Annotated in this window: 13 protein-coding genes; 5 read left to right on the top strand and 8 right to left on the bottom strand. The window is 39.6% G+C overall.

The window, feature by feature from the left end; genetic code table 11:
• Positions 1 to 67: 67 nt before the first annotated feature.
• Positions 68 to 1,252, bottom strand: coding sequence for a maltose/maltodextrin ABC transporter substrate-binding protein MalE (malE, locus tag PVK70_RS00235; RefSeq protein ID WP_130048348.1), 1,185 nt, complete (start codon positions 1,250 to 1,252; stop codon positions 68 to 70).
• A gap of 424 nt (positions 1,253 to 1,676) precedes the next feature.
• Here malE and malK point away from each other — a divergent pair, with 424 nt between their 5' ends.
• Together malK and glgX are read left to right on the top strand one after the other, a co-directional pair.
• Positions 1,677 to 2,789, top strand: a complete 1,113-nt coding sequence (gene malK / locus PVK70_RS00240) for a maltose/maltodextrin ABC transporter ATP-binding protein MalK (RefSeq protein WP_130043662.1) — start codon at positions 1,677 to 1,679, stop codon at positions 2,787 to 2,789.
• Between the two features lie 79 nt (positions 2,790 to 2,868).
• Complete coding sequence (gene glgX, locus PVK70_RS00245) at positions 2,869 to 4,824, top strand: glycogen debranching protein GlgX (RefSeq protein WP_130048349.1); 1,956 nt, start codon at positions 2,869 to 2,871, stop codon at positions 4,822 to 4,824.
• Positions 4,825 to 5,103: 279 nt separating this feature from the next.
• Here glgX and PVK70_RS00250 read toward each other — a convergent pair whose 3' ends face one another.
• Positions 5,104 to 6,045, bottom strand: a complete 942-nt coding sequence (locus tag PVK70_RS00250) for a chemotaxis protein CheV (protein ID WP_130048350.1) — start codon at positions 6,043 to 6,045, stop codon at positions 5,104 to 5,106.
• A 194-nt stretch (positions 6,046 to 6,239) separates the two neighbouring features.
• Between PVK70_RS00250 and sstT the strand changes: the two genes are divergently transcribed.
• Positions 6,240 to 7,484, top strand: a complete 1,245-nt coding sequence (gene sstT, locus PVK70_RS00255) for a serine/threonine transporter SstT (protein ID WP_130048351.1) — start codon at positions 6,240 to 6,242, stop codon at positions 7,482 to 7,484.
• Between the two features lie 85 nt (positions 7,485 to 7,569).
• Here the strand turns inward: sstT and PVK70_RS00260 are convergent, their stop codons facing one another.
• The 3 genes from PVK70_RS00260 to glgC form a co-directional block, all read right to left on the bottom strand.
• On the bottom strand, positions 7,570 to 8,232 hold the full coding sequence (locus PVK70_RS00260) for a YoaK family protein (RefSeq protein WP_130048352.1): 663 nt from the start codon (positions 8,230 to 8,232) through the stop codon (positions 7,570 to 7,572).
• Between the two features lie 163 nt (positions 8,233 to 8,395).
• Entirely contained in the window at positions 8,396 to 9,844 is a 1,449-nt protein-coding gene (gene glgA, locus PVK70_RS00265) for a glycogen synthase GlgA (RefSeq protein WP_130048353.1), read from the bottom strand.
• A complete protein-coding gene (gene glgC / locus PVK70_RS00270) occupies positions 9,834 to 11,051 on the bottom strand; it encodes a glucose-1-phosphate adenylyltransferase (RefSeq protein ID WP_130043656.1) in 1,218 nt (405 codons plus the stop codon). The genes glgA and glgC overlap by 11 nt, the downstream gene beginning before the upstream one ends.
• 303 nt (positions 11,052 to 11,354) lie before the next feature.
• Here glgC and PVK70_RS00275 point away from each other — a divergent pair, with 303 nt between their 5' ends.
• Positions 11,355 to 12,002: a YdcF family protein gene (locus tag PVK70_RS00275; RefSeq protein ID WP_130048354.1), complete on the top strand. Its 648-nt coding sequence runs from the start codon at positions 11,355 to 11,357 to the stop codon at positions 12,000 to 12,002.
• Positions 12,003 to 12,077: 75 nt separating this feature from the next.
• On the opposite strand, the gene glgB is transcribed toward PVK70_RS00275, so the two are convergent.
• From glgB to PVK70_RS00290, 3 genes are read right to left on the bottom strand one after another with little or no spacing between them, the layout of a single operon-like run.
• Positions 12,078 to 14,228, bottom strand: coding sequence for a 1,4-alpha-glucan branching protein GlgB (glgB, locus tag PVK70_RS00280; RefSeq protein ID WP_130048355.1), 2,151 nt, complete (start codon positions 14,226 to 14,228; stop codon positions 12,078 to 12,080).
• A 53-nt stretch (positions 14,229 to 14,281) separates the two neighbouring features.
• A complete protein-coding gene (gene malQ / locus PVK70_RS00285; protein ID WP_130048356.1) occupies positions 14,282 to 16,462 on the bottom strand; it encodes a 4-alpha-glucanotransferase in 2,181 nt (726 codons plus the stop codon).
• A 54-nt stretch (positions 16,463 to 16,516) separates the two neighbouring features.
• Positions 16,517 to 18,970, bottom strand: a complete 2,454-nt coding sequence (locus PVK70_RS00290; RefSeq protein WP_130048357.1) for a glycogen/starch/alpha-glucan phosphorylase — start codon at positions 18,968 to 18,970, stop codon at positions 16,517 to 16,519.
• A gap of 396 nt (positions 18,971 to 19,366) precedes the next feature.
• On the opposite strand from PVK70_RS00290, the gene malT reads away from it, so the two are divergent.
• Positions 19,367 to 22,072 (top strand): HTH-type transcriptional regulator MalT, encoded by a 2,706-nt coding sequence (gene malT, locus PVK70_RS00295; protein WP_130048358.1) that lies wholly within the window; start codon positions 19,367 to 19,369, stop codon positions 22,070 to 22,072.
• Positions 22,073 to 22,122 lie beyond the last annotated feature (50 nt).

Here is a 22,122-nt window from a genome sequence, read left to right on the forward strand (position 1 = left end):
GTAATTTGATAATAATATTTAAAGAGGAAGAAATGGAAACCCCAGCTCTCCCTCTTAATATTTCGACTTACTTAGTCATGCGTTGTTCTGCTGCTGCTAATGCATCATTGATCATTTGACGACCATCAACCACATTACCCAGAGCTTCTTCCATGCTGTACCAGAACGTCGTGAACTGTGGAATATTTGGCATAATTTCACCATTCATTGCATTGTCCATTGTCGCTGCGATACGAGAATCATTACCTAATTGTGCTTGGTATGAATTTAAGGCTACTGCGCCTAGTGGCTTATCATCATTCAGACTTTTTAAACCTTCATCTGTCAATAAGTAGCTTTCAAAAAATTCAACAGCAAGATCTTTGTTTGGAGAAACAGCACTAATACCACCAACCCAAACCCCAACAAATGGTTTAGATGCTTGACCGTGGAATTTAGGCAAGGTTGTTACGCCATAGTCGATGCCAGCTTTTTCAATGTTTGCCCAGCCCCAAGGACCGTTAATCATCATTGCAACATTGCCTTTTACAAATTCAGATTCGGCAACTGAGTAATCCATATCTGCAGAAATGGTTTTATCTTTTACCATTTTTTCGATAAAGCCCATCGCATCTTGAACCCCTTTTTGGTTCACACCTGCGTTCTTAATATCATAACCATCAGCCGTTTTCTTAAAGGCATATCCACCATCTGCAGCAAGTAGAGGCCATGTGAAGTAAGCGCCACCACGTAAAGGCCACATGATTGCTTTTTGGTTTTTAGCCATTAGTTCTTTATCTAATGCTGGAATATCTTCCCAATTTTTTGGTGGCGTTTTGATGATTGCTTTATTATAAATTAATGACACAGATTCAATCGCGATTGGGTATGCAATTGTTTTTCCTTTATACTCTACCGCGTCCCAAGCAAAATCTACGATTTCAGATTTCAGCTCTTCAGATGGTTTGATTTCTGCTAACAGTCCAGCCTCAGCAAAACCACCAAAGCGGTCATGTGCATAGAAAATCATATCTGGGCCATCACCTGCCGCAGCGACTTGAGCAAACTTCTCTTCTGCTTTATCAGGAAAAGCAACCGTTACCTTAATACCGGTATCTTCTTCAAATCGTTTACCTACTTCAGCCATACCTTCATAAGACTTATCACCAGTCACCCAAATAGTAAGTTGACCTTCTTCGATTGCAGCAGAAGCGTTAATTGAACCAAGAGCTGCCATTGTGCATAGTGCGACAGTACTGAGGACTTTTTTCATTGTGAATCCTTCCTTTATAATTAATGAATCATCCGTAGGGTTAGGTAAAAGTAGGTGATGATTCAATTTTCAGAATGTATTTTCATAAATTCTCACGTTGAATTCATCATCCTACTCTCTACGCCTTTTTCTTTATGACATAAAAGCGTGATCTAAAACTTAATTGATATTGCGCCACATCACAGAATGCCATTCAAATGCGATTCATCTCACATTGAAATTTAAAAAAACTTTGAACTCCATCGATATTTATTAAAAATGTGACGTACGTACTCCTCCCCCCTACTCCCCCAAAAAAAATAGGAAGGAGGAGGATGACGTTTTCGCTCTTTTGCTTAAGAATGACACCATAAAGCAAATAGCTAATATCAACTTAATGCATCGTTGATATAAAATAATTTAAAATTAGACGAGGATAGACACAATGACGAGTGTCACTTTACGCAACGTTTGCAAATCCTATGGCGACGTTAAAATCTCAAAAAATGTAGATTTAGAAATCAATTCTGGTGAATTTGTTGTTTTTGTTGGCCCATCAGGCTGTGGTAAATCCACCTTATTACGCTGTATTGCGGGTTTAGAAGACATTACTTCTGGTGACTTATACATGGGTGATAAGCGAATGAATGATGTCGAACCTTCTAAACGTGGGGTTGGGATGGTGTTCCAATCTTACGCGCTTTATCCGCATTTAAACTTATTTGATAACATGTCGTTTGGTCTCAAATTAGCAAAGGCCGACAAAGCCGAAATCAAAAAGCGCGTCGATCACGCGGCTGATATCCTGCAACTTGGTCACTTACTAGAGCGTCAACCAAAAGCACTTTCTGGCGGTCAACGTCAACGTGTGGCTATTGGCCGTACTTTGGTATCTCAACCAAACGTTTTTCTTCTTGATGAGCCCTTATCAAACCTAGACGCCGCATTACGTGTTCAAATGCGTATCGAAATTGCCAAACTGCATAAGAAACTTGGCTGTACCATGATCTACGTAACTCATGACCAAGTAGAAGCAATGACAATGGCAGAGAAAATCGTGGTACTTGATGGCGGATACGTTTCTCAAGTTGGTGCGCCACTAGAGCTATATCATTACCCAAAAAATCGTTTTGTTGCTGGCTTTATTGGCTCTCCAAAAATGAACTTTATTAGCGTCTTTATTGAAGATGTAGAAAAGAATCAAGTTAAAGTTCAGTTTAAAAATGGCTCAACACTATGGATCCCGGTTGATGGCACAAATGTTACTCGCGGTGAAAGAATGTCATTAGGCGTTCGCCCTGAACATTTAGTGTCCGAAGAAAATGGTGATGCTGTTATTAAAGGAAATGTTTTAGTTGTTGAAAAATTGGGATATGAAACACAAATTTATTTAACAATTGAAGATGCCGATGCCGATATGATATACCGTGTACCGGATACAGCACTCGTTGAGGCTGGTGATACATTCTCTGTAGGTATTCCCGCTCATCGCTGCCACTTATTTCATAATGATGGAAAAGCGTGCCAAAGGCTCTATAAAGAAGCTGGCGCTCAATAAATATTACATTAATCGTAATGATCTCATTTTTAAAAGCCCAACCATCAATTGGGCTTTTGTTGTTTATTCGAGGAATATTGTGAACATACAGCATGCCTTTCCGTACCCACTCGGTGCGACGCTTACAAAAAATGGGTGTAACTTTTCTGTGCACCATGCTTCACCATACCCTATTTCTCTGATTATTTTTGATGATAATGGAAATCATACAGAGCACCCATTTACGGAAGAATATGGAACCATTAAGTACACATTAATTGATGATGTGACTGAACATACTGTTTATGGATTCAAAATCATTCAAGACAATGAGGCCCTTTTATTACTCGACCCTTATGCTAAAGCATTAAAAAACAGTCCTCACTATCAAGTTCCCTATACTGCTAAACAAAGTTGGACATTAGCTCAATGTGTTGTTGTTAATAACGATTTCGATTGGCAAGAAAGTCAGAGGCCTATGATACCTCGCTCTGAAACCATTTTATTAGAGACGCATGTAAAAGGGTTTACCTTGCTAAATTCTGACGTTGAAGAGTCTGTTAGAGGTACATACCTTGGCTTAGCTGATCCTGCAAACATTAAGCATCTAAAACAACAAGGGATCACTACGGTACAGCTACTTCCTGTTGCCGCCTGTATGCATGAACCACATCTTCTCAAGATGAATATGGTGAACTACTGGGGCTACAACCCAATAGCCTTTATGGCCCCAGATCCTAGATACGCGAAATCAGACGCGGTCAATGAGCTAAAAACTGCCATTAGGGAGCTACATAAAAACAATATCGAAGTAATTTTAGATGTCGTTTATAACCATACTGCTGAAGGTGGAAATGGCGGTACAACGTTTAACTTAAAAGGGTTAGACCAAGATTATTATTTACATCACCATGGTAATTATACTAATTATACTGGTTGTGGTAACACGTTAGATATTACTCATCAACCAAGTCTCAACTTGGTCATGGATACTTTAAGATATTGGGTTGAGCATTACCATGTTGATGGATTTCGTTTTGACTTAGCTGCAACACTAGGTCGAGAATATGACCAATTTAACCCTAACAATGCTTTTTTTAAAGCGGTTGCTCAGGATCCTACCCTTCAAAAAGTAAAGTTGATTGCCGAACCTTGGGATATTGGCCCAAATGGCTATCAAGTCGGAGAGTTTCCTGATGGTTGGAATGAATGTAGCGATAAATTTCGTGACACGACTAAGAGCTTTTGGCGCGGCGAGCAAAATTATCTAAAATCCATTGCTACTCGTATTATGGGTTCTCGTGATCTTGTCAGTGCTTCTCGATGGCCGCACAAATTACCGGTAAATTATGTAAGTTATCATGACGGGTTTACGCTTCAAGACCTCGTAAGCTATAAAGAACGTCATAATCATGCTAATGGTGAAGATAACCAAGATGGTCATGGAGATAACCGTTCAGATAATTATGGCGTTGAGGGAGAGACGACGAACCCAAGGATTATTGCGTTACGTGAGAAACAAAAGCGCAATATGATAACAACATTATTATTTAGTTTTGGTATTCCTCACCTTCTTGCTGCCGATGCTTGCTCGCACACTCAAAAAGGCAATAATAATGCGTATTGCCAAGACAGTGATATTAGCTGGGTAAATTGGAAGCTTGATAAGCATGCTGATGAATTTAAAGTTTGGCTTGCCGATATAATCCAAGCACGACAAACTCATATGGTACCCATGATTAACGCCTTTAGTGGCAGTAAACGAACAAAGCAAAAAGTAAATTGGTATACACCTGAAGGAAATAACATGACACATGGTGATTGGCACCGCGCCGAAGCACTGTGTCTTCACCTCAACATTTATGATGGTGAAAAAGAGTTATTAATAATGATAAATCAGTCCAATGTACCGACTCGTTTTGAGTTGCCTAAATCTCAGCATTATAATCGCTGGGCTTTGGTCTGTAATACCCAATACTCCACAATCGAATCAAAACATGTGATCTTTGATTACAGCCTTTCAGCACTATCTATCGCTATATTTAATGCAGAATAAAAAAGGAGGCTAATCAGCCTCCTTTTTAATTCATCGACTAAGCTAATCATCAAGCTTAGCTTCCGATTTTACACGTCCCTTGTGATATGTTCTATACGCTAAAACCATCAGCGTAATTACTAACTTGGATGTCATCCAGATCATATACGAACAATATACCTTAAATTGATGTGTAAAAAGACAAAGTGTCTTGTTCTAGTCGCTCCAATGTCATGGAACTGTCAAAATCTTACCAAAATAAAACATTATTGTCACAATATAAATACACTATGTCGTGCTTTATATGATTTGGGCTAAACGATCTTGAACGACTCCAACAATCAAGTCTGGCTGGAATTTAGAGATAAATCGGTCACAACCTACTTTTGCTACCATCGCATCATTAAAGCTTCCGCTTAGTGATGTATTTAAGGTAATAAATAAATCATTCATTCTAGGATCGGTACGGATTTCATGAGTTAAACGATAGCCGTCCATTTCTGGCATCTCAGCATCGGTGATCATCAATAATATTTCATCATTAATGTTCTTGCCTTCATCACACCATTGTTTTAGTAAATTAAGTGCTTGTCTTCCATCACTTTTTTCTATTACTTCTAAACCAAGTTGCTCTAGTGTGTTTCGCACCTGTGTACGAGCTGTGCTTGAATCATCAACAATCAGCACTCTACGCCCATGCATATGATTTACTAACTCTTGATCTAATACACCTTCTGAAATAGAAATATCATATTCAATAATTTCTGCCAGTACTTTTTCAACATCGATAATCTCTACAATGCGACTATTCTCAGGCTCAACTTCAACTTGAGTGATTGCTGTAAGATAGTTATGACGCCCAACCGTTTTCGGTGGCGGCTGTATGTCTGCCCATGTTGTATTAATAATATTTTGCACTTGGCCAACTAAGAACCCTTGAGTCGTTCGGTTGTACTCGGTAATAATCAAGTTCATTTCTTCATCGTTACCCATCGCTTTCATACCAATAGCACCACGCAAGTCAATCACAGGTACTGATTCACCACGTAAACTCGCAACACCTGAAATATGATAATGAGATCCTGGAAGCTTCGTTAACTTTGGTACTTTCAGAATTTCTTTAACTTTAAATACATTGATAGCAAAAATTTGAGTTGTATTAAGCTTAAAAAGCAACAATTCCAACCGATTTTCACCTACAAGTTGAGTACGTTGGTCAACACTATTTAACATTCCACTCATATATATCGCTCATTTTATTATTTTCGTTGATAATATAGTCAACTATTGGTTTGATAACTCATTAATTCTCTATATTATCGGCATTTTTCGAGAAGTCTTTAACAAGATAGTGCAAAAAAATAGACAATAATGTTACCATTCTTCGCATAAGCATCAGATAAGATGCATGTAGTACTCATTTAAAGGAATTTTATATGTCGCAAGCCCAGCCCTTACTCGTTCGTATGATGAATACAAACATCATAATTCAAATACTTATTGGTATTATTGCAGGTGTTGCACTTGCTACCTTATCCCCAGATATCGCCACTTCTGCGGGATTGTTTGGTCAGCTATTTGTTAGCGCACTTAAAGCAATTGCTCCTATCCTTGTTTTCATTTTGGTTGCCTCTTCTATCGCTAACCAAAAACGAGGACAAGATTCAAACATGAAACCTGTCATCGTTTTGTATTTAGTGGGTACTTTTTGTGCCTCATTAACCGCTGTGGTTATGAGCTTCCTTTTTCCAACAACCCTTACTTTAGTTACAGATGCTGCAACTAACAGCGCTCCTGAAGGGATTGCTGAAGTCCTTCATACTTTACTGTTTAAAATCATTGATAACCCAATCAATGCGTTAATGACAGGTAATTTCATTGGTATTTTAGGCTGGGCTGTCGCGTTAGGTTTAGGCCTACACTCTGCCTCTGATGCTACCAAAAAAGTCTTTATTGATCTATCTAACTGTATTTCAGACATTGTAACGGTTGTTATTCGTTTCGCTCCGATTGGTATCTTTGGTTTAGTATCAAGCACATTTGCTGAAACAGGCTTTGATGCACTAGCGAGTTATTCTCACCTGTTAGCTGTACTGCTTGGTTCAATGGCATTCATTGCCCTTGTTGTGAATCCACTTATCGTATTTATCCGTACGAAACGTAACCCATACCCACTTGTTTTCTTATGCTTACGTGAAAGTGGTGTAACGGCATTCTTCACACGAAGCTCTGCAGCAAATATTCCGGTAAACATGGCGTTGTGCGAACGTCTAAACCTACACAAAGATACTTACTCAGTATCAATCCCACTAGGTGCAACGATTAACATGGCAGGCGCTGCAATCACAATTACCGTATTAACGCTTGCAGCGGTAAATACAGCAGGTGTTGAAGTTGATTTGGCTACTGCATTACTACTTAGCCTAGTTGCTGCGATTTCTGCATGTGGTGCTTCAGGGGTTGCTGGCGGTTCATTACTGCTTATCCCATTAGCATGTAGCCTATTTGGTATTTCAAATGATATTGCAATGCAAGTCGTTGCTATCGGCTTTATCATTGGTGTTGTTCAAGATTCAGCTGAAACGGCGCTAAACAGCTCAACTGATGTTATCTTTACTACAGCAGCGTGTCGTAAAGCTGATAACCCATACAAGCCACTAGTACAAACATCAAACTCTTAATACTAAATTAAAAATTAGTGATTAAGACTAAAAATGGCCGCTAAGTTAGCGGCCATTTTTATTTGATAATCTTATCTAATACCACTCAATAATCTTTATGTTTGTATAAATAAACTGAATAAGAAAACGCTAACAACGCACATAATGTCGCAGGAATAGCTAGCGTATTTATCCCAAGAAAAGGATAGAAATAACCACCAATCACGCCACCAAACACAAAGCCCAATGCGATAAATAAATACAATGCTAAACGACGACGATGAATCGGCTCTCCCTTTAACTTCATACCTAGCATAATCCCAAGATCAGTAAGCACTCCCGTTACATGAGTAGTACGAACTACTGCGCCACTATAAGTGGTAACCAAGCCATTTTGTAATCCACAAGCCGCAGAAGCAAAGTAATGCCCCCACTGACTTCCTTCACCTAAAACAATCATTGCAGTAAACAACAAAATACTTTCAATACAGAGTGCGAAATTATATCGGCGCCCTAATTTTAATGCGGTACAACCGACAATTAAGCTACTTAATGAAGAGCCTAAGATAAAGCTAAAGATGATAAAGAATAAGTGCCATGTTGTTTCGTTGAACCCAAGCAGTTGAGTTCCAAGCAACGTTGCAGTACCAGAGAGATGAGAGATAGATTGGTGCTGAAAACCCAGTAAGCCTACTGAGTTAGTGATCCCAGCTAAAAGTGCTAGAAAGAAGGTGCCGTATTCGACCCATTTAGGAAGTTTTGAAATCACGATGCGATACCTAGCCAGTAAAGAGCGTTATTCTATACCCAAGTAACGTCAAGATACAGTTTCAGTAAAATTTATCTGATCCTATACGCTTATCGACCTTAAATAAAAAGGAAAGACGTAATGCCTTTCCTCTAAATATTGTCAATTAGCTGTTTTATTCAAATTACGACAAATACATCTTAAGGTAGTTATCTGCCGCTTCATCCCAACTAAAATTTTGCGTCATTGCATGTAACTGCACACGCTTAACCTCATTAAGATCTTGGCTATACAGTAATAAAGAACGCATTAGTACCAACAGTAATTCTATTGGGTCTGGTTTTTTAAAACTAAAGCCTGTCGCATTTTCAGAGTCAGTATCATAATCAATAACACTGTCTTTAAGACCACCAACTTCTCGTACAATCGGTAATGTGCCATAAGCCATGCTATAAATTTGATTTAAGCCACAAGGTTCAAATTCTGATGGCATTAAAAAGAAATCTGAAGCCGCTTCTACCCAGTGTGCCAACTTATTACTGTAAGCTTCAACAAAAGCAAATTTATCGCTATGAATCGCAGAGATCTCCGCCAATTGGTTCGCCAAAAAGGGATCACCTGTACCCACAATAACGACTTGAACATCATTTTTTAAGAACTGTTCTAAGATTGGTAATAGATAATGAATGCCTTTTTGGTTAGTCAAACGACAAACCATGCCATAGACAGCAACGTCTTTTTGAGGAAGATTCACTTCTGCTTGCAAAGCCGCTTTACACGCTTTTTTGCCTCGAACCATGCTGATACGATTTGCTTTAAACTGTTTAGGTATAAAACTATCTACTTCAGGGCTCCACTCACTGTAATCACAGCCATTCAGAATACCAAACAGATCAGCTTCTCTTGACTGAAATTCATTAGCCATACCATGAGAACCAAGCTCTGTCAGCAGCTCTTTGGCATACGTAGGGCTTACTGCATTAATTTTATCTGCACATAACACTCCTGCTTTAAGTAAGCTGACATGGCTATGACTGACAGCCGCTTCTGGCACATAATGTGATTTAAACTCAGAAAGACATTCAATCTCATCATAATGGAAGATACCTTTAAACACCGCATTATGAACAGAAAGCACACTTCGGGTTTGTGCAAAAAACGCATCATTGCTGTAACGTTTTTTCAGTAAGTATGGGACTAAGCCTGTGTGCCAATCATTAGCATGAATGATTTCTGGCTTAATGTTCAATTTTGGCAGCATATCCAGACAAGCCGCACTAAAAAAAGCGAAACGCTCACCATTATCAGCATACGCTTGATTATTTTCTGCGTACATTTCTGCACGATCAAAATATTCTGCACACTCGATAGCAAATACAGGTACACCGTCCACGTCTAACGCTCGAACTTGATACGCGGTGTGTGGCCAATGCTCTAATTTTGTACTTAATAAGATATCGGCATCATCTCGACCAGGAATAGTGATATAAGCAGGCATTGCAATGCTGACATTATGACCTAACTTTTTAAGCGATTTAGGCAGAGCCTTGGCAACATCTGCCAAGCCTCCACTTTTGATCAATCCTTCGACCTCAGATGCTACAAATAAAATTGAAAGCGTCTTAGTAACCAATTCTCTCTCCTTTAGGGATAACTACGATACCCTCATCTGAAACATGATATTTTTTCTTATCTTCTTGAAGATTAACACCAATTTCAGTTCCAGGGGCAATATCTACACCTTTATCAATGATAACTCGGCGTAAAACACAACCTTTACCAATTTTTACATCACCTAAAAGAATACTTTCGCTAATATCACACGCTGAAGCAATATTACTACGGAAACCTAGAACTGACTTCTCGATACGAGAACCACGAATATAACTACCGCCACACACTAAGCTGTCAATAATTTGCACTCGTCCATTATCTGAATCACTAAATGTGGCAGGTGGAAGTGGCGGGTAATAGGTATGTAGCGGCCATTTACGGTTATAAAGAGAAAATGGAGCGTCCTTTTTAAGAAGATCCATGTGTGCTTCCCAATACGATTCAATCGTACCTACATCACGCCAATATACCTCTTCTTTTTCACCTGTAATTTGGTTAGTGCTGAAATCATAAACATAGACATTTCCTTCAGGGAACATCTTAGGAATGATATCTTTACCAAAGTCGTGCGACGAATCTGCAAGATCTGCATCATATTTCAGCTCTTTACATAAACTTTCAGATTCAAAAATGTAATTTCCCATAGAGACAAGAGCAATGCCCGGTTGACCTGGAATACATTTGGGATTGGCTGGTTTCTCTTCAAAACCAATCATTTTCCCATGTTCATCTACCTCAATAACACCAAAGCCAGTGGCGTCTTTCGCAGGCATACGAAGTGCAGAAACAGTCAGTGCTGCTTGCTTTTTCTTATGGAAATCGAGCATTTGTCGAATATCCATTTTATAGATATGGTCAGAACCAAAAATACATACATGTTCTGGCTCTGATGCTTCAATAAAGCTAATATTTTGATAAATAGCATCGGCTGTTCCTTCATACCAACGCTTTCCTGTACGCATTTGAGCTGGAATGGGGTCAATAAAGCGATCGGTAATTCCATTTACATTCCAACCTTTTTTCATATGTTGAAATAGAGACTGTGACTTAAATTGGGTTAAAACATAAATTCGCATTAAATCTGCATTTACAAAATTGTTTAATGCAAAATCAATTAATCGGTAGCTACCACCAAACGGCACCGCAGGTTTTGTGCGAGACTCAGTTAACGGGCGTAGGCGTGAGCCTTCACCACCAGCCAAAATCATTCCTAATACACCAGCCATTTTCTCTCCTTGAGATTATCGTTAATATAGCCACTATGAATTAATAGCGACTTTAAACATTATTTGGGATTAACTTAACATATTTTTTTTACAAATCTGAGAAACATGTAACTTATATTTATTTGCAATATAAATTCATACGATAGTGTGGTTTAGTTCAATATTCCCAGACCAGTAAACACAAATAGTTAACATTGTATTTACCAATCCTATATATAGTTATTCATGCCATAAAATAGTAATTGAAAGTGATGACTTACAGTGCAATTATTTGAACTATAGTTACTTAGTAGGGATCATGGTATGGCACTCAGTTTGTTTCAACAGCTTCAACTTATTTGGGATTATCATCTTTTAAATCAAGAGATAAAAAAAAGCGATGCTATCTTTGTGTTATGTAGCTATGATTTACGTGTTGCTGAACATGCTGCTCAACTCTATCTTGATGGGTATGCCCCTTTGCTTATCTTCTCAGGGGCGCAAGGACGTACGACAGAAGGCTTGTTCCACTTAAGCGAGGCTGAAACTTTTGCAAATGTAGCTAAAGATATGGGGGTTCCCTCTTCTGCTATTCTTGTGGAAACAAAAGCGACTAATACGGGTGAAAATATTTTTTTTACTCAAGATTTGCTTAAAGAAAAAAATATCAAGGTTGAGTCTCTGCTGTTAGTTCAGAAGCCTTATATGGAAAGAAGACTACTTGCTACTTTCTTAAAAAACTGGAACGATATAGAATTCTGTATCACCTCCCCTAATATTAGTTTTATCAATTACCCGACTGACGACGTAACGTTTGATCATGTCGCTAGTATTATTTTAGGTGAGTTACATCGACTAAAAATCTATCCAACCTTGGGTTATCAAGAAGCGCAGGATATTCCCGACGATGTTTGGGAAGCGTTTGAAAATCTTACTCAACTTGGCTTTGACGAATATTTATTACCCGAATAAAATAAATACATAAAAATAGCCCTGAATCACAAACATAATTCAGGGCTATATATTATCTTACTATTTTTGTACAACTTACTTTAAACGATAGAATACCGTTGAAAGAGGAGGTAAGGTGATTAAGATAGATTGAGGTAATCCCTGAGACTCGATAGATTCCGTTTTCACTTTACTAACCACATCGTAATTACTGCCTCCATAGAAGTGTGCATCACTATTAAGTAGTAACTCATATTCACCAGAAACAGGCATACCTAAACGGAAGTTTTCTCTTGGTGTTGGTGTAAAATTACTCACCACCAAAATACGCTCATCGTTATCGCCTAAACGTTCGTGAGCTAATACGCTCATTTCTGCTTCATCTTGCAAACGCCATTCAAAACCACACGGGCTACAGTCATTTTGATACAGTGCTGGTTGTGACGTGTACATTTTATTCAAATCACGAACTAAAGCTTGCATACCAGAGTGGCGTTCAAACTCGGTTAAGAACCACTGCAGTTGACTATCGTGATCCCACTCTGCGCTTTGGGCAATCTCTGCCCCCATAAAGTTTAACTTCTTACCAGGCTGGCCATACATATAACCCATGTACGCTCGCATATTTGCGGTTTTTTGCCATTCATCGCCCGGCATTTTATCTAGAATAGCGCCCTTTCCATATACTACTTCGTCATGAGAAAGTGATAATACGTAATTTTCACTAAAAGCATAAACCATAGGGAAAGTAATGGTGTCGTGATGATAACGACGATGGATTGGATCTTCTTGAATATAACTTAAACTGTCATGCATCCAGCCCATATTCCATTTAAAACCAAAACCTAAACCACCATCAAACGTTGGTGCAGAAACGCCAGGGAATGCGGTTGATTCTTCAGCAATAGTCATTGCATTTGGATAATGAGAATAAACTTCTTCGTTCATCCATTTCAATAACGCAATAGCACCATGGTTGTGATTTCCGCCGTCCCAGTTAGGGATCCACTCACCCTCTTCACGAGAATAATCAAGGTAAAGCATCGAGGCTACCGCATCAACACGCAAGCCATCAATATGGAAATGCTCAAACCAATACAAAGCATTTGAAACTAAAAACTCACGTACGTGTTGTTGGTCATAATTATAAATGAAACTTTGCCAATCATTGTGCCAACCACGACGTGGATCTGGATCATTAAACAATGATGTACCATCAAAATTTGCTAAGCCATGCGAGTCAGATGGGAAGTGTGCAGGAACCCAATCCAATACCACTCCAAGGCCAGCTTGGTGACACTGATCAACAAAATATTTAAAATCGTCAGGCGTACCAAATCGGCTAGTTGGTGAGAATAAGCCTATCGGCTGATAACCCCAAGAGCCATAGAATGGGTGCTCAGATACAGGCATTAATTCAAGATGGGTATATCCCATATCAACCATGTATGGAATTAGCTGCTCAGCCAACTCACGATAAGTCAGAAACTCTCCTTGCTCATTTCGCTTCCACGACCCCGCATGAAGTTCATAAAATGACAGTGCTTCTTTTTGTTTTTGCGTTACAGAGCGTGTTTGCCAGGTAGAATCTTGCCATTGATAGCTTGCCTGGTCATAAACCACAGAAGCAAAAGAGGGGTATTGTTCATTATGAGCGCCAAATGGGTCCATTTTATGAGGCAGTGCTTCTCCTTGAGGCCCTTTAAGCTCAAACTTATATTTTACCCCTGTTGTATGTTCAGGGATAAACAAAGCCCAAAGCCCATTATCAATACGCTGCATTGGATGACGACGGCCATCCCATTGATTGAAATCACCTATCACACTGGCTGCTGATGCATTTGGAGCAAAAACAACATAACGCACACCTTGCACTGATTCACCACAACGTTCAACCGTCATGATGTGTGCACCTAGGTGGTTATACATCTCTTTTGGCGTATGCGCTTGAGTATCACTTGGGGCAATATCATGATATTGATAAGGATCGTCAATGACTTGCTCTATGCCGTCCCAATTAACGACTAACTGATAATGTTGATCAGTTAAATCGAGAGGCTCATTGAGAATAAACATCCCCTCTTGAGAAGGTTGAGTGTGTAATACGTGATTTTTTTGATTTGAAGAAAGGCGTGCACTAACGGAAGTGGCTCCCGGAAGCCAAACACGCAATGCAATGTCAGTAGATTGATATTGTGGACCTAAAAAAGAAAATGGATCTGAAAATGCAGCTCTTTCAAGCTGCATATAAATGTCCTTTTCTTTACGTTCAACAAGTAAGTTCAACGTAAATACTCCTATTATGTTCGGCTAGCTTGAGCACGAATGTCAGTTAAACGCTTAGTTAACTCATTCACTTCTTGACGATTAAAGATCTCATCCAAAGTAATAGATAACTTACGACGCCAGTTTGGATATTCATCAACAGTCCCCGGTATGTTAACTGGTTTATCCATTTCTAGCCAATCTTCAAGCTGTAAACTGAGAAGCGTGCTCGATCCGGCTGCCAAATGACACTGAAGCGCATCACTCAGATGTCTATCCATAGGAACATAAGCCGCATCACGACCAACGCCTTCAGGTAAGAAACCATGGAAATCAACACTGTTTAAGATCTCTTGCTTAGACTCCGCTCGAGTTTCGAATAACGCTTTTAACTGCTCCGCATCTGGGTATAAGCCAATTTCTTCACCCATTTTTAAATCATCGCAATGCCAGAAGCCGCGCAAAGTTGGCATATCATGCGTACACAACGCAGACATTGATTGCTCTTGGTAATGTGTTGGAGAGTAATAGCCACCATCTTCAGCGGTTTCAAAGAAAAACACTTTATAAGAGTGAATGCCAGCATCAGCCAGTAAATCAACGATTTCATCAGGAACGGTACCTAAATCTTCGCCAATCACAGAGCACTCATAACGATGGCTTTCCAAGGCTAAAATAGACAACATGTCTTCTACTGGGTAGTACATGTATGCGCCTTTAGTTGCATTTTCCCCTTTAGGGATCCACCACAGACGTAATAGCCCTAATACATGGTCAATACGCAATGCACCACAAGCTTTCATGTTGGCACGCAGTAATTCGATGTACGCTTCATAAGCTGTCGCTTGCAATGCATGGGGATTTAATGGTGGTAAACCCCAGTTTTGACCTAGTGGACCTAAGATATCTGGCGGAGCACCAATGCTTACATCTAGGCATAAATTGCCATGATCTGCCCACGTTTCAGAACCAGAATCAGCAACCCCAACAGCCAAATCACGATACAGACCTACGTCCATGCCTTTTTTCTCGGCAAACTGTTGAACATCATTAATTTGCGTAAAAGCAATCCATTGTAAGTACATGTACAAATCAACTTGGTCGCGATTGTCTTTAATGAATTGCTGTACCTGCTTATTATCAAAGTGTTGAAGATCACTAGGGAATACTGGCCATCCCCAAATGCTTTGATCTTGGGTATAAAGTGAATTATGCAGCGCATCAAATGCCGCTTGATGAAGCAGACTTTCGCCACCTTCTTCGACAAACGCAAGGAACGCATCAGAGCGAGCACTACCCTTATCTAAATGACGCGTTTTAAACTCAGCAAACAACAAAGGAAGTACGCTCATTTTTAGCGCAGATACTTCAGTATAATTTACCCAATGAGACTGACGAGCGTCATTCAAACGTTGTTGAAATTCAGCACTGCCAACCAATTCTTGTGCGTTATTACACAGTGCAAACTCAGGCACTGAACAAACATCAATATAAAGAATATTTAACCAACGACGAGAAGATGGGCTATACGGGCTCGCTCCTTCAGGGTTAGCAGGGAATAGAGAGTGAATAGGGTTTAAACCAACAAAGTCACCACCACGTACCGCAATATCACCGACTAATTGCTTAAGATCACCAAAATCACCGATACCCCAGTTATGCGCGGTTCTTAACGTGTAAAGCTGAACACTTGGGCCCCACATTTTTTTGCCTTGAGTGATCGCTTCTTGTTTAAAACACGCTTGAGGTGTCACGATCAATGTCATTACATAAGGTGCTTTACGACGTTTGCGAATGATTTCTAATGTATGGTAACCCCATGCTAACGTAGGTAAAGAGAATAATAATACACCACTATTTTCACGGTCATCCTCAATGATTTGAGATTGCAAATAACCTTCAAGTGTCTCACCCTCTTCTGTGGTTACTTTCCAGTTAAATTCACTAATGCGAGCACTTTTTCCTAGGTGCATTTCTATTTGTAATGGCTCATTATCGCGAATCACTTTAACTGGCGCTAATACGTCTTTCTTCAACATTTTCTCAGAAGAGCTAAGTAATGTTTTATCATTCTTCGTATCATAACCTAAAGAAGCCAGTAGACACGTTAAGGTATCGTCACTGACTTTTGCTTCATCGCCCCAAGCGCTTACATAACTATTTGCTAGCCCAGCCTGCTTTGCGACCTGATGTAGTACATTATTATTATCTTTCATCGCTTATCTCCAAGGGCAGCATAACACTGCCCTCATTATTTATTTCATAATCAATTAACGGTTTACTGCTTCTAGTTTCCAGATGTTATTTACATAATCTCGGATACTACGGTCAGAACTGAATTTGCCTACAAGAGCAGTGTTTAAAATAGCCATTTTCGCCCACTGTTTTTGATCACGATATGCCGCATCAATGTCATTTTGAGCACGAACATAATCTGCAAAGTCAGCCAGTACTAGGTACGGGTCACCGCCATAAAGTAGGTTGTCACGCGTTGCTGATAGCAATCCAACTTTGCCAGGAGTAAACTCATCACCAGCAAGAAGATCTAATGACGCTTGCAGTAATGAATCGGCTTCATAATATTTATATGGGTTGTAACCAGAGGCTTTTAGCGCTTCAACTTCATCAACATCAAGACCGAAGATAAAGATGTTTTCATCACCTACTTCTTCACGGATCTCAACGTTTGCACCATCCATTGTGCCGACAGTCAATGCACCGTTTAGCGCCATCTTCATGTTACCCGTACCTGATGCTTCTTTACCTGCGGTAGAGATTTGCTCAGAAACGTCAGCTGCTGGAATGATGATTTCAGCCATGCTTACTCGGTAATCAGGAATAAAGACTACTTTTAGTAAATCAGACACACGAGGGTCGTTATTTACTTTCTCAGCTACTTTATTGATAGCAAAGATGATTTCTTTTGCTAAGTGATAGCCCGGCGCAGCTTTTGCAGCAAAGAAGAACACACGTGGGTGCATATCAAAACCAGGTTCATTCAAAATACGGTGATATAAAGAAAGAATATTCAACAGATCTAAATGCTGACGTTTGTATTCATGCAGACGTTTAATTTGCACATCAAAGATCGCATCAGTATTTAGTTCAATACCCATGTTCTCTTGAACCCAATCCGCAAGACGTTGTTTGTTTTGCTTCTTAACCGCCATAAAGTCTTTTTGGAACTTCGCGTCATCGGCAAATTTGGCAATATCACGTAACTGATCTAAATCTGCTGACCACTCATTACCAATTTTAGATGAAATAAGTTCAGAAAGACCTGGGTTACAGAACTTCAACCAACGGCGAGGCGTCACACCATTAGTCACATTGGTTAATTTGCCCGGAAAATATTCATTAAACTCAGGGAATAAATCACGCTTAACTAACTCAGAATGAAGTGCCGCTACGCCATTCACCGCATAAGAAGAAACAACACATAAGTTCGCCATACGCACCATACGGTGAGTACCTTCTTGGATGATTGATAGCTTACGTAATTTATCTACATCACCCGGCCATTTCAGTTTTACGCCTTCTAAGAATAGATAGTTAATGTGATAAATGATTTCCATATGTCTAGGAAGTAAACGAGAAATTAACGATTCACTCCACGTTTCTAATGCTTCTGGAAGTAACGTATGGTTAGTGTAAGCAAACGTCTTAGAGCAAATAGCCCAAGCCGCATCCCATGTTAAGCCACGCTCATCTACTAGAATGCGCATTAATTCAGGAATACCAATCGTTGGGTGAGTGTCGTTTAGTTGGATCGTTTCGTATTTTGGAAGATCTTCAATCTTATGACCTGCCGCATCATGGCGACGTAAAATATCCGCAATAGAACATGCACAATGGAAGTATTGCTGCATTAGACGCAGTGTTTTGCCTTTTTCATGATTATCATTAGGGTACAAGACTTTCGTTACGTTACCCGCATCAATCAGAGCATGTTGCGCTTCAAAATAATCGCCATTGTTAAAGCTAGCTAAGCTAAACGGTGCTTTTGCACGACATTCCCACAAACGCAGTGGATAAACCGTATCACTTTGGTAACCCACAATAGGTAAATCCCAAGGCATACCTTCTACTGACATACTAGGAACCCAACGGCGCTTCTCTTCACCATTTTCAGTATAAGTTTCAACATGACCATAGAAGCCAACATTTTGTGCGAAATCTGGACGCGCTACTTCCCAAGGGTAGCCTTCTACACCACACCACGCATCTGGTGCTTCTTGTTGGCGTCCATCTTCAAAAGACTGACGGAACAGGCCGTATTCATAGTGTAGACCGTAGCCAATAGCTGGGAACTCTTGTGCCGCTAACGAATCCATAAAACACGCAGCTAGACGACCAAGGCCACCATTGCCTAATGCAGGATCACGCTCTTCTTCTAATAAATCCGTTAAGTTATGCCCTAACTCACCCATTGCCGCCGTAATTTCTTCGTAAAGCCCCATACTAATAAGGTTGTTGCCTGTTAGGCGGCCAATTAAAAACTCTAGAGATAAATAGTTTACGCTGCGTGCGTTTTTAATTTTCTCATCATTTTCAGTGCCTACAAGGTCAAATGTAGTTAGCTCAGCCAAAGCTTTACCCATCGCTAAATACCATACTTTTGATGATGCTGTTTTTTCATCCGCACCAAACGTAGTAACTAAATGCTGTTTTACAGAAGCTTGAAATGCTGCTTTATCAAAATCTTTAATGTTGTTCGTTTTCATCTTATGTCTCTCACGAAGGTTCATAAATCAACTGTGATTAATCCTGCCTTTTTCATCCAGTGGTCGCATCATCCTCTTAGGGGGAGGAGAATAAATGAAAGTAAGGCGTAGTAAAAAACAGCCAATTTAAGTGTGATAAACAGCAAGTTTTGTAGGCTTACCTGCTTTTTTGGTGTGATGAAAAACACACATTCTCCACATAAAACACAAAACGATAACAAGATCACAATTTTAAACATTGCCAAAATTAATCTTTAATGTGTAATTAAAGATCTTGATTTATAAAACAAACACAAACTAAATAAAAACATAGATCACATTTATGGGGTGTAGATAAGACATTTCGTAACATTATTAAGGATAATTTCCTCAGTATTTTTAAGAAGAACAATAATTATGTTAATACCATCAAAATTGCATTTCCCAAGACGTTTGCATAACGCCATCATAAGACAACGTGTTCTCGATATCCTCGCTGATGCGATGCATTATAGACTCGTTTTATTTCGCTCTCCCGCAGGCTACGGGAAAACAACCATGGCAGCACAATGGTTATCCAACAAAGAAGCAACAGGTTGGTACAGTTTAGATGAGGCGGATAATGATGAATTTAAATTTGCCAAATACTTCATTCAAGCCATCAGCAATGCGACTCAATTAGAGCTCCCCCATTCCAAAGCGTTGACTGAAAAACGTCAATTTGCTTCGCTATCGAGTTTATTCTCTCAAGTATTCACTGAGCTTATTCCTTTTCAAGATGAAGCCTACTTCGTTCTCGACGACTATCATTTAATCACCAATGAAGCGATTCATCTTGGGTTAAAGTTCTTCCTTAAACATTTACCTGATAATCTCACTTTGGTTATTACTAGCCGTTCTCAGCCACCACTAAATACCGCTAATTTACGAGTTCGAGATCTGCTTATTGAGATTGATAACCAAAGCTTGGCTTTTGATCAATCTGAGACTTCTCTTTTCTTTAATCAACGCCTTAATAGTGATATTGACCAAGAATCAATTACCAATGTTCGTAAACACGTTGAAGGGTGGCCATCTGCCTTGCAATTGATTGCACTCCACAGCATTCAACACAATCAGCCGTTAAGTAACTCGGCGCAGGTCATGGCTCAGCTTAATCATACTCATTTATGGGATTATCTTGCTGAAGAAGTGTTTGACCATTTAGATAAAGAAACTCAAGCATTCTTAATGCGTTGTGCCGTCTTTGAACGTTTCAGCACCCAACTGCTGCCAGAAGTCACCAGCCGTAATGACTCTCAATTGCTTATTGAAAACTTAAATCGCTTTGGGCTTTTTATTAACAGTGATGGTGATAATGGTGATTGGTATAAATTCCATAACCTCTTTGCCGAGTTTTTAACTCATCAACGACAAAGTCATCTTTCTCATGAAGAAACCGATTTACAACAAAAAGCAGCCCAAGCTTGGTTAAAACAAGAGAACATTTATCAAGCCCTTCGTCATGCAAAAATCGCTAAAGATGACCAATTAATTGCTAATATCCTCACGCAATATGGCTGGCATTTGTTTAATAATGGCGAGCTTGTGTTACTTGAATCAACCATTAAACAACTCGATCCAGAAGTCTTGTTTGCATCACCCAGACTTGTGATCATTCGTGCATGGTTAGCACAAAGTCAGCACAACTATTTACAAGTGGACGATCTTCTTTCTGAAGGCCAAAAAGAAATGTCTGCACGCAACATTACGTTAGACAGACACATGCAAGGCGAAATCGATGCTTTACGCGCACAAGTAGCCATCAATAAAAATGACCCTGAAGCCGCTCTCGCCTTTGCTGAAAAAGCACTTGAAGAGCTTGAGACCAATAAATACCGCAGCCGAATTGTTGCAACATCGGTGATTGGAGAATACCACCACGTTTCTGGTAACCTTGCACAAGCGCTGGCTTTAATGCAGCAAACTGAAAAAATGGCCATGACTTATGGTATTTATCACCAAGCACTCTGGGCGATTCTACAACAGAGTGAAATCTTAATGGCTCAAGGCTTTATGCAGGCAGCCTTTGATTTACAAGATAATGGTTTCAAACTGATTAAAGACCAAGATTTAGGCCAGTTACCTTTGCATGAGTTTTTACTTCGTTCGCGCGCTCAGATTTATTGGTTCTGGTTCCGCTTTGACGAGGCAGAGCAATGCACCTGGAAAGGCTTAGACGTTCTTTCACCCTTTGATGAAACCAAACACCTACGTGGTTACTCAATGCTTGCTCGTTTAGCGGTAGCTCGTGGTGAACTAGACAAAGCCGAGCGCTATCTTGAAAAGTGCCAACAGCTATTAAGCCAAGCTGATTACCATATCGATTGGAAAGCGAACGCGTCTTCTGCTCAGCTTTTCTATTGGCAAGCAAAAGGCAATATCGATGCTATCAGTTACTGGCTAACTCACACAGAAAAGCCAGAGACCCGTTGTAACCACTTTACTCAACTGCAATGGCGTAACATAGCAAGAGCCCAGTACCACTTAGGTGAGGTAGATGCCGCGATTATCACATTGCAAGAGTCTCAGACCATTGCACAACAACATAAATTGATTACTGATATTAACCGTAATGCCGTAATGGAATCCGTTTTACTTTATGAAAATAAGCAAATTAATGAGTCAATCGAAGCCATGCATCTTGCGATAAAGCAATCCAATCAAACAGGTATTATTGGTAGCTTTTTAATGGCGGGTAAAGACATTTTAAAACCCTTAGCCAAATTGCTACAAAAAGGAAATATCACCGAACTTGAAAAGCATCGAATTGAGCAATTACAAAAAGCATTATCTAATAATGAACGCTCTCGCTCTGCACATTTTGATGAAACCTTTATTGAAAAAGTGATTAATAATCCAGAGGTTCCCGAGCTGATCAGAACAAGCCCTCTTACTCATCGTGAATGGCAAGTGCTTGGATTAATTTATTCTGGTTTCAGTAATGAGCAAATTGCCGCAGAGTTTGATGTTGCCCCTACTACAATAAAAACCCATATTCGAAATTTATACCAAAAGTTAAATTTAGCGAATAGAAAGGCAGCAATTGCTATGGCTGATGAGCTAGTTAGTATGATGAAATAATCACATACTAGCTATTATCTCGTTAGTAATATTGGGATAATTAATTTTAC

This window comes from Aliivibrio sp. A6, assembly GCF_028765505.1.
Lineage (GTDB): Bacteria > Pseudomonadota > Gammaproteobacteria > Enterobacterales > Vibrionaceae > Aliivibrio > Aliivibrio finisterrensis_A.